Origin of the sequence: Pontibacter aquaedesilientis (genome assembly GCF_014773225.1) — a bacterium.
In the GTDB taxonomy this organism is placed as follows: Bacteria; Bacteroidota; Bacteroidia; order Cytophagales; family Hymenobacteraceae; genus Pontibacter; species Pontibacter aquaedesilientis.
Window position 1 is genome coordinate 1,152,455 of the sequence record NZ_JACXAJ010000001.1, and the last position, 10,203, is coordinate 1,162,657.

The window sequence follows — 10,203 nt, forward strand, 5'->3', positions numbered from 1 at the left end:
TTTTAATTACGTAAAGTCAAATTTTTCCAACCCCGCATTTTTATAACCCGTATTGGTTGAGGTATAATTATTTACCCTATAAAGGCAGGCATCTGATCAGTCCCCGATGCTTCACCGCCATGAGCCATAACATTACTTACCTCTAACAAGCTATAACCAATAGAAACATGGAAGAAAAAGACAACAAGCAGGGTATGCCCATTAAAGTGGATGAAAACAGTAAAAACCAACAGTTAGAAGACTTTCGAGAAAACGGCCACGGGCAATATATGACGACTGATCAGGGAATACGCATCAACCACACCGACGACTCCCTCAAAGCCGGTTCGCGGGGGCCTACGCTGCTGGAAGATTTCCACTTCCGGGAGAAAATGACACACTTCGACCATGAGCGTATGCCAGAACGTGCCGTGCATGCACGTGGGGCCGGGGCACATGGTTATTTTCAGCCGTATGAGTCCATGGCAAAGTATACCAAAGCCAAATTCCTGAGTGACCCCAGCATTAAGACGCCGGTCTTTGTGCGCTTCTCTACCGTGGTTGGTTCGCGTGGTTCGGCTGACACGGTGCGCGACGTTCGCGGGTTTGCCACTAAATTCTATACCGAAGAAGGCAACTACGACCTGGTAGGCAATAACATGCCTCCGTTCTTTATTCAGGATGGCATCAAGTTCCCTGACCTGGTGCACGCCATTAAACCGGACCCTGACAATGAAATGCCGCAGGCCTCTGCTGCACACGACACTTTCTGGGATTTTGCCTCCTTAATGCCAGAAACCACCCATATGCTGATGTGGGTACTTTCCGACAGGGCCATTCCACGCAGTTTCCGTATGATGCAGGGCTTTGGCGTGCATACCTTCCGGTTTATAAACGAAGCAGGGAAGTCTCGTTTTGTTAAATTCCATTGGCGTCCGATGCTGGGCACCCACTCTATGGTATGGGACGAAGCGCAGAAAATGGCCGGCAAAGACCCTGATTGGCTACGACGCGACTTATGGGAAGCAATAGAGATGGGAGAATATCCTGAGTTTGAGCTTGCCGTGCAACTGGTAGAGGAAGAAGATGAATTCATGTTCGATTTTGACCTCCTGGACGCTACTAAACTCATTCCGGAAGAACTCGTTCCGCTGACACCAGTGGGAAAGATGGTGCTCAACCGAAACCCGGACAACTTTTTTGCAGAGACAGAGCAGGTGGCTTTTCACCCGGGCAACCTGGTGCCAGGTATAGATGTAACAAACGACCCACTGTTGCAGGGCCGCCTGTTTTCTTACTTGGATACGCAACTGAACCGCTTCAACAGCACTAACTTCTCCGAAATACCGGTCAACCGGCCTGTTTGCCCGGTACACAACCATCAGCGGGACGGCTTTATGCGGCAGACCATCAACAAAGGCAAGACAAATTACTGGCCTAACTCGCTGGGGAACGGCTGCCCGATGATGGCGCCAGAACATATGGGCGGCTATGTGCATCACATGGAGAAAGTGGAAGGCCACAAGATACGTGCCCGAAGCGAAAGCTTCAACGACCACTACAGCCAGGCTACCCTGTTCTGGAACTCACTGACCGAAACGGAGAAAGACCACTTGGTGGCTGCGGCCCAGTTTGAGTTGGGAAAAGTAGCTTCTAAAGAAGTGCGCAGACGACAGCTGGCCAATTTTCATCGGGTAGATCCACAGTTTGCTGCGCTGGTGGCTGTAGGCATCGGCGTTGAGGTGCCGATTGGCGCAGATTCAGAATCTACCGGCAACTACGAAGCAAATGCAGCTTCCCAACAAATGAAGAAAGGCAAATCGGTTAAGGAATCTCCTGCTGTGAGCATGGAGAAGAACAAGATCGAAACGGCTAAATCGAGAAAAGTGGCGATCCTGATCGAAGAAGGGTTTGAGTACAACGAAGTAATGCAAGTGAAGGAAGCCCTGGAGGCAGAAGGCGCACACGTCAAGATCATCTCCAAATTCCTGGGCAAGCGTATGTCCAGCACCGGACAGGAACTGGAAGTGGATAGCAGCCATGTGACAACCGCCTCGATCATGTATGACGCCGTGTATATACCTGACGGTGAAAAGAGTATCCGCACGATGATGCAGCTAGGTGACGCACTTCACTTTATAAGTGAGGCCTTTAAACACGCGAAGGCGATTGCCACCTCCGGTTATGGTATTAACCTGCTTGAACGGGCATTTGTACTAGGCATTAATTTCGCTGACCAAAACTCCGGAAACGTGGTGTCACACAGCGGAATTGTGACGGCTGGCAGCGATGCGGACGCCAGCGATTTTGCCAATAAGTTTATTGCCGCTATTAAAAAACACCGCCACTGGGATCGGGAAAAGTCAATGACCCCGGCATAGGCTTTAATGTTTATGATTGCTTGTTTGTTTAGACCAAGAGCCACGAGTTTCGCGGCTCTTGGTTTTTTTGTAGCAGGTTTGGCTATACCTATACCTATACCTATACCTATACCTATACTCTATACCTGGCGTAGAGGAGACTTTGAAGTTACAGCAACCTGAGCTGTTTCATAGCTTGCCCTAGCCGGGCAGGCCCTACATTTTTTCTTGATAAAAAAATCGAGGGGCCCTACCCCCAGTAGGCAAAAAAATCAAGACGCTCCAAATAGAGGACCCCTACCCTACTCGCTGACCGCTCTTTGTCGAGGGCCCCTACCCCCAACAGTGGAGCGTCGTTAAGTGCACATGGCAAGTGCGTTTTGTTTCCTAGCAGGCGTGCAAGTTACTCTTGCAATGCGTGGCAGTTTATGTGCTACAGGGTTTTTACATTAGAACCGACAATGGCCGAAAAGTCCCCCTTAGAAGGGGGCAGGGGGATGACAATCGTTTATGAGAACTCCCCTCCTCGGAGGGGCAAGGGTAGTTATTCGTATACGGAAATCCTGTTAATCCTTTAATCCTGTAAATCCTGGGGGTAGGGGCTCTCGAGAAGATTCAGACAAGCTGAAGTGAGCAGGGGAAATTAGGCAACTCCAGGTATAAGGTCCCTCTTTAAAATCGAATAACTGTCACAGGGTAAATTACCGTATTTCCCCCATTCATCTTATCTTTACATACACACCCTACACACGATCATGCACAAACACAACCATATCCTAAAAGCCGCTGCCCTGGCTTTATCACTAACCCTGCTGGGCGCTTGTGGCAAAGGACCTGCGACTAGCGCTTCTTATACCTTACCTATTGAAACAGGCGTATCGCGACAGCTGGCGGAATACAGAAACCAAACCCTGCGCCAGGTGCAGTATGATATAAAATTGGAACTACCTGCTGGAAAAGACGCTCCTATACCTGCATCTGAGGTTATCTCTTTTGAGTTGCTCGACAAATCACAGCCGCTCCAGATTGATTTCAAAGAGCAGCGGGAGTCTATCAAAGGGGTGAAGGTAAATGGCAAAGTCATACCGGTGGTGTTTGAAAACGAACATATCGTCATTGCGCCGGAGCACCTCACCACAGGACAGGACCAGGTGCAAATCGACTTCACGGCCGGTAATCTGTCCCTTAACCGAAACGAGGATTTCCTCTATACCTTGCTGGTGCCCGATCGTGCCCGTACCGTGTTCCCGTGTTTCGACCAGCCTGATATTAAAGCGGTCTACAAACTGTCCCTAACGCTGCCACAGCACTGGAAAGCACTGGCCAATGCCCCTTTGCAGGACTCAGTATGGGCCGGTAATACCAAGACCTATCATTACCAACCCTCAGATACCATTCCTACTTACCTTTTCTCCTTTATGGCTGGAGATTTCAGCCAGGTAACTAACACGGATGGGGGCCGGACCATGCACTTTTACCACCGCGAAACAGACCAGGACAAACTGAAGAGTATCGAGCCGATTTTCAGTATCCACCGCGATGCCCTCGCCTTTATGGAGGACTATACCCGCATCCCCTACCCTTTTAAGAAATTTGATTTTGTGGCTATACCTGACTTCCAGTACGGTGGCATGGAACATGTGGGCGCGATCGATTATAAAGCCTCTACCCTCTTCCTGGACGAAGGCGCTACCAAAGACCAGCTGGTGGCCCGCTCTAACCTGATCGCCCACGAGACGGCGCATATGTGGTTCGGCGACCTGGTGACCATGCGTTGGTTCAACGACGTCTGGATGAAAGAGGTCTTTGCCAACTTTATGGCTGACAAGATCTCAAAAACCACCGTGAAAGACAGCAACTATGACCTCAAGTTCCTGATCGACCACTTTCCGGCGGCTTACAGCGTAGACCGGACGGCAGGGGCCAATCCGATACGCCAGAACCTGGACAATCTGCAGGATGCCGGAACACTTTATGGGCACATCATTTACCATAAAGCCCCGATTATGATGCGGCAGTTGGAACGCCTGATGGGCGAAAAAGCCTTTCAGGAAGGGCTGCAGGTATACTTGAAAAAGTACGCTTACGGCAACGCCACCTGGCCTGAGCTCATCGAGATTCTGGATGCCCGCACACCGGCCGACCTACAAGCCTGGAACCAGGTATGGGTGAATGAACCGGGCAGGCCCGTTTTTGAATACAAACAAACGATCGAAGACGGAAAAATCAGCGCTTTCACCATTTCACAGAAAGGCGAAGACGGATCTCATCGCCTTTGGCCGCAACTGTTTGAGGTGACGCTGGGCTATGCCGACCGCACAGAGGAAATGACCGTGAACATGGATAAAGGATCGGTAGAGCTGACGGATGCCATTGGGAAAAGAGCGCCGCTGTATGTGCTGTTCAACTCCTCCGGTCAGGGCTACGGCGTGTTCCCGATCGACATGCGCAGCTTAGACCACATAAGCAAAATGGAAGATCCTGTGAGGCGAGCCTCCGCTTATATCAACCTGTACGAAAACATGCTCAACGGGAAGGAGGTAACTCCTGAGTTGCTGCTGCCATTTGCGCTGCTTGAATCAGGCAACGAACAGGATGAGCTGAATTTGAAACTGCTGACAGGTTATCTGAGCGACACTTTCTGGAAGTTCAGCACACCGGCCCGTAGAGCTGAGACAGCTCCAGCCCTGGAGAAGAATCTTTGGGAAGCCATGGAAAAGCAGAAGTCTGGCAATGCCAAAAAGCTGTTGTTCAAGACCTACCAAAGTATTGCGATGACGCCGGATGCGCAAAACCGTTTGTACCAGGTATGGCAAACACAGAAGGCCCCTGCCGGCGTGACCCTCAACGAAGACGACTATACCTCGCTGGCCCTGTCACTGGCCGTGCGCGACTACAAGGACTCCGAAGGTATACTGAAGCAGCAACTGAGCCGGATCAAAAACCCGGACCGCCGGAAACGACTGCAATTTATGATGCCGGCTTTGTCAGGCGACGAGCAGGTACGCGACGCCTTTTTTGCTTCGCTCAAAGATCAAAACAACCGGGATAAAGAAGCCTGGGTAGCAGCCGCTTTGACGTATCTGCACCATCCGATACGTGCCGCTACGTCAGAGAAATACCTGCGGGAAAGTCTTGAACTGGTAGAGGAGATTCAACTGACCGGCGACATCTTCTTCCCGACCAACTGGCTGCAGTCCACTTTCGGTTACTACCAGACACCGACCGCTGCTGAAACCATACGCACTTTTCTATCCGCTCACCCTAATTACAACCCGAAGCTGAAAGGCAAGATAGAGCAGGCTGCCGATGGGGTGTTCAGGGCGAATGCCATTATCAGTAAACAGCTTTAACAGTAAGCAGTAAGCAGTTATCAGTAAACAGATATTGGTGTTCGTAGGGACAGGTCGCGACCTGTCCATGCAACGGCTCTACCATAACTGAATAGGAATAGCAGATGGAGCAATGTCCGATTCATCTGCTCCATCTGCTGCTGCGGATTTGCAACTCCCATTTGCTCTGCTCTTTCGGATTTGCAATCCGAAAGTATCTTACCAGCGGATTTGCAATCCGCAGCAGTGAAGGCAGCAGCTACGGACAGAGATGCGGATTGCAAATCCGGAGCAGCTCAGGGATCATAACCTCTATACCTCCGAACAACGAACAACGATTAACGAAGAAGCCCGCTACTTTCGCAGCGGGCTTCTTGTTTATCACATCACAAGAAAAATCTTGTGTCTAACATCTAATATCTAGCATCTAAAACTACATATCCAGTACCAGCGCGAAAATAAGCGGCGCTACGATGGTGGCGTCTGACTCGATCATGTACTTCGGTGTGTCTTTGCCGAGCTTGCCCCAGGTGATCTTCTCGTTTGGCACTGCGCCGGAGTAAGAACCGTAGCTGGTCGTAGAGTCAGAGATCTGGGCGAAGTAACCCCAAAGCGGAACACCGTCGCGCTGCAAATCCTGGTGCAGCATGGGCACCACACAGATTGGGAAGTCACCGGCTATACCCCCACCAATCTGGAAGAAACCAATGGTAGAGTCATCCTTAGCTGTGTTGGTATACCACTCAGCCAGCTCCATCATGTACTGTATACCTGTTTTCACGGTATGCACATTTTTGATGTCGCCGCTGATCACGTGGCCCGCATAGATGTTGCCCAAGGTAGAGTCTTCCCAGCCCGGGCAGATGATTGGCAAATTCTTTTTGGCAGCCTCCAGCATCCAGCTGTTCTTCGGGTCGATCTGGTAGTACTGCTCCAGGTCGCCGGACAACAGGATCTGGTAGAAGAACTCGTGCGGGAAGTAAGCTTCGCCCGCTTTGTCTGCTTTCTCCCAATACTTGAGTACCGTGTGCTCCAAACGACGCATGGCCTCTTCTTCCGGTATGCAGGTATCGGTTACACGGTTCAGGTGACGGCTCAGCAGTTCTTCTTCGTCAGCGGCAGAAAGCTCGCGGTAATGCGGTACACGCTCATAAAAATCGTGCGCCACCAGGTTGAAGATGTCCTCTTCCAGATTGGCACCCGTGCACGAAATAGCATGGATCTTATCCTGGCGGATCATCTCTGCCAGGATGATGCCCATCTCGGCGGTTGACATAGCGCCAGCCAGCGTCACGAGCATTTTGCCTCCGTTGTTGAGGTGTGTCTTATATCCTTCGGCAGCGTCTATCACAGAGGCCGCATTGAAGTGCTTGTAGTGTTTTTTAAGAAATTCTGATACGTTCATAGTTGTTGCATAAAGCCAGCAAATGATCCCATTTAGCTGGGTGGTGGCAAGTTAAGACATATTTCGTTAATCGTTTATCGTTATTCGTTGATCGGTGCTATAAAGTTTATAATCGACTCGTTTTGAATTTCAACAGGTATAAATCGGTGCACCATTATCATCCTCTCACCCCCTTCCAAGGGGCACCTTCTCTAAATTGAAATTTTAAGGGTACAGACTATCAACGATTCAACAATGCTTAAACCAATCAATTGGCAGCGTCAGAAAGTCCCCCTTGGAAGGGGGCAGACCCGGTATACCTGTTAACAAACCTTTGCACGATTCGGACAGGTCGAGACCTGTCCCTTCGAGAAACTGATTAATGATAACTGCTTCCTGTTAACTGTTTACTGTTTTGGCTTTTCGATCACCAGATTGTGGTTGGTATAGATGCAGATGTCGGCTGCTATGTTGAGGCTTTCGCGAACCATTTCTTCTGCTGTCAGATGCGGGGCGTGCTTTTTAAGGGCAAGGGCAGCTGCGTGGGCGAACATACTGCCCGAACCGATGGCGGCGATCTGGTTGTCGGGTTCCAGCACATCGCCGGTGCCAGAGATGATCAGCAGTTCCTCCTTGTTGGCTACCACCATCATGGCTTCGAGCTTGCGCAGGTACTGGTCTTTGCGCCAGTCTTTGGCCAATTCAATGGCGGCACGCTTCATGTTGCTCTGATAAGCGTTCAGTTTCTCCTCAAATCGCTCCAACAGGGTAAAGGCATCGGCAGTGGAACCCGCAAATCCGGTCACGATCTTGCCGTCGAGCAGTTTCCGGATCTTTTTGACATTGCTTTTGGCTACGTGCTTGTCCATGGTGGCCTGCCCGTCAGCGCCTACGCATACTTCTCCGTTGTGGTAAATTCCTACTACAGTAGTTGATCTTATCTTCGCCATTTTATGGTGGTTTTAATTCTGTCTGTTAAAGCTACGGCAATCGCAAACAAAAAGCCAAAGGTATAGCGCCCGACAAATTGTCGGGAAGATCAGGTATAGCCAACCCCGTAGGGTAAATGCCGGCCACAGAGGTCTGCCAAATCCTGCTTCGTTTTATTATCTTTGCTGCAATATTACAATCAGCATTAAAAGCATACAGATATGAGCAAAGCAAACTGGGTAACAGTTAAAGAATACGAAGACATTACCTACAAAAAATCAAACGGCGTGGCCCGTATAGCCTTCAACAGGCCAAACGTACGCAACGCTTTCCGCCCGAAAACGGTGGCGGAGCTTTTCGAAGCGTTCCTGGACGCCCGCGAAGACACCTCAATTGGTGTGGTGCTGTTCTCAGCAGAAGGCCCGTCCACTAAAGACGGGGTTTACTCTTTTTGCAGCGGTGGCGACCAGAACGCGCGTGGCCACCAGGGCTATGTGGACGAGGCAGGTATGCCGCGCCTCAACATACTGGAAGTGCAGCGTCTGATCCGCTTTATGCCCAAAGTGGTAATCGCCGTGGTGCCAGGCTGGGCCGTTGGGGGCGGACACTCCCTGCACGTGGTATGCGACCTCACACTGGCTAGCAAGGAACACGCGATCTTTAAGCAGACCGATGCCGACGTAACCAGTTTTGACGGTGGTTACGGCTCTGCTTACCTGGCCAAAATGGTGGGCCAGAAGCGTGCCCGCGAAATTTTCTTCCTGGGAAGAAACTACTCCGCGCAGGACGCTTACGATATGGGTATGGTGAATGCGGTCATTCCGCACGAAGAGTTGGAAGACACCGCCTACGAGTGGGCGCAGGAAATTCTGGCCAAGTCCCCTACCTCTATCAAAATGCTGAAGTTCGCTTTTAACCTGACCGACGACGGTATGGTGGGCCAGCAGGTATTTGCCGGCGAAGCCACCCGCCTCGCCTATATGACGGAAGAAGCCAAAGAAGGCCGCAACGCCTTCCTGGAGAAGCGCAAGCCGGACTTTTCGGATATCAAGTGGATTCCGTAAGGTATTGCCAACAGGTATAGCATCAGTAAAGCCGCTCCAAAAAGGAGCGGCTTTAATTTTTGAATGCGACATAACGATATTATGATCTGATACAATTCCTTCATAAACCAATATATAGCCATATTAGTTTCCAGACTTCAAATATACAAGTTGCTGATTTCTGATATTATTATCCGGGTATAGCCGGGTAACCCGGCTATACCCGGATAATAATATTTTAAAATGACAGCCTTCACAAGAATAATCGAAAGCTTTTGAAGGCTGTCATTAGCTATGATTGTACAATTATAATCATAAATTAGGCTTCCTATCTATAACCCACATTTAAAATGAATCGAACCCTCTGTTAAAAATTAATTATTCATGATTCAACTTGGCAATATGGCAGTTTCAAAATATTCTACTATATTTAGTTAATGGGGTGATTTCTGCTCAAAGTCGTTGAAAAGCCATTATCAGGTGCACTGAGACATATTTGATTGGAAGTTATTAACTCTACACATAGTGCAGATAGTAGGAGTAGGTACTCCTGCTATACAGTAGTTAGGGGTAAGTAGTAATTAATAGAAAAACTAAAAAACATTAATGGGGATTCTAGACCTCTTATCAGAGTTGCCGATTTTTCTCTCATCAGTCGATGATAGAGATAGAAAGAAGAAAAAGAGTATACTCAAGACTCTCTCTGTTATGCTAATCTTTGTAGGGGCCTTTTGGCTGATAATTGAGCTAACTTTCATAAAAGAGCTTGTGAATCCGATACTGTTTATCAGCTTAGGAGCGCTAGCCAGTTTAGTGATTGCTATTTTGTTGGTTCTCGCACTGTTCTTTATTAAGGTGCTGAATTCACTTACACTTACTGACTTTATACTTTTTGTTCTGGCCGTGTCACTTATTTTATTCTGTACCACAAGCTACCTCAACAGGAAAGCTGACTATAAATTAATGAAGAAATCATCAGCAGTAGTGACAGAAGAATACCTAACCCCTAACAAGGGTAGCTGTTGCACAACTCCTCAGTAACTTCTGATTCTTATTCCTTTCCCCAAGGCGCCCCTTCTCCTGACACAAAAAATAACCACAAAAGCGTCCTCGACTCCGGTCTGGGCAGGGCCATGACGGCTGTCTGGCTTTTTTTCGGGGTAAAGCGCAGCAGT

General features: G+C 49.3%; 7 protein-coding genes. 5 read left to right on the forward strand and 2 right to left on the reverse strand.

Features of this window, described 5'->3' with window-relative positions:
• Positions 1-167 precede the first annotated feature (167 nt).
• The 3 genes from H9Q13_RS04990 to H9Q13_RS05000 all read left to right on the forward strand — a co-directional run bounded on the left by H9Q13_RS04990 (position 168) and on the right by H9Q13_RS05000 (position 5,692).
• A complete protein-coding gene (locus H9Q13_RS04990; RefSeq protein WP_191182613.1) occupies positions 168-2,360 on the forward strand; it encodes a catalase in 2,193 nt (730 codons plus the stop codon).
• 24 nt (positions 2,361-2,384) lie between these two features.
• On the forward strand, positions 2,385-2,522 hold the full coding sequence (locus H9Q13_RS04995; protein WP_191182614.1) for a hypothetical protein: 138 nt from the start codon (positions 2,385-2,387) through the stop codon (positions 2,520-2,522).
• 572 nt (positions 2,523-3,094) lie between these two features.
• Entirely contained in the window at positions 3,095-5,692 is a 2,598-nt protein-coding gene (locus tag H9Q13_RS05000) for a M1 family metallopeptidase (RefSeq protein WP_191182615.1), read from the forward strand.
• Positions 5,693-6,104: 412 nt separating this feature from the next.
• On the opposite strand, the gene H9Q13_RS05005 is transcribed toward H9Q13_RS05000, so the two are convergent.
• Both H9Q13_RS05005 and hslV read right to left on the reverse strand, forming a co-directional pair.
• Positions 6,105-7,076, reverse strand: a complete 972-nt coding sequence (locus tag H9Q13_RS05005; protein ID WP_191182616.1) for a deoxyhypusine synthase family protein — start codon at positions 7,074-7,076, stop codon at positions 6,105-6,107.
• A 386-nt stretch (positions 7,077-7,462) separates the two neighbouring features.
• Positions 7,463-8,005 carry an ATP-dependent protease subunit HslV gene (gene hslV / locus H9Q13_RS05010; protein ID WP_191182617.1) on the reverse strand — a complete coding sequence of 181 codons (543 nt, stop codon included), beginning with the start codon at positions 8,003-8,005 and terminating at the stop codon, positions 7,463-7,465.
• Positions 8,006-8,206: 201 nt separating this feature from the next.
• Here hslV and H9Q13_RS05015 point away from each other — a divergent pair, with 201 nt between their 5' ends.
• Together H9Q13_RS05015 and H9Q13_RS05020 are read left to right on the forward strand one after the other, a co-directional pair.
• Entirely contained in the window at positions 8,207-9,049 is an 843-nt protein-coding gene (locus tag H9Q13_RS05015) for a 1,4-dihydroxy-2-naphthoyl-CoA synthase (RefSeq protein ID WP_191182618.1), read from the forward strand.
• 585 nt (positions 9,050-9,634) lie between these two features.
• A complete protein-coding gene (locus H9Q13_RS05020; protein ID WP_191182619.1) occupies positions 9,635-10,069 on the forward strand; it encodes a hypothetical protein in 435 nt (144 codons plus the stop codon).
• Positions 10,070-10,203: the final 134 nt, after the last annotated feature.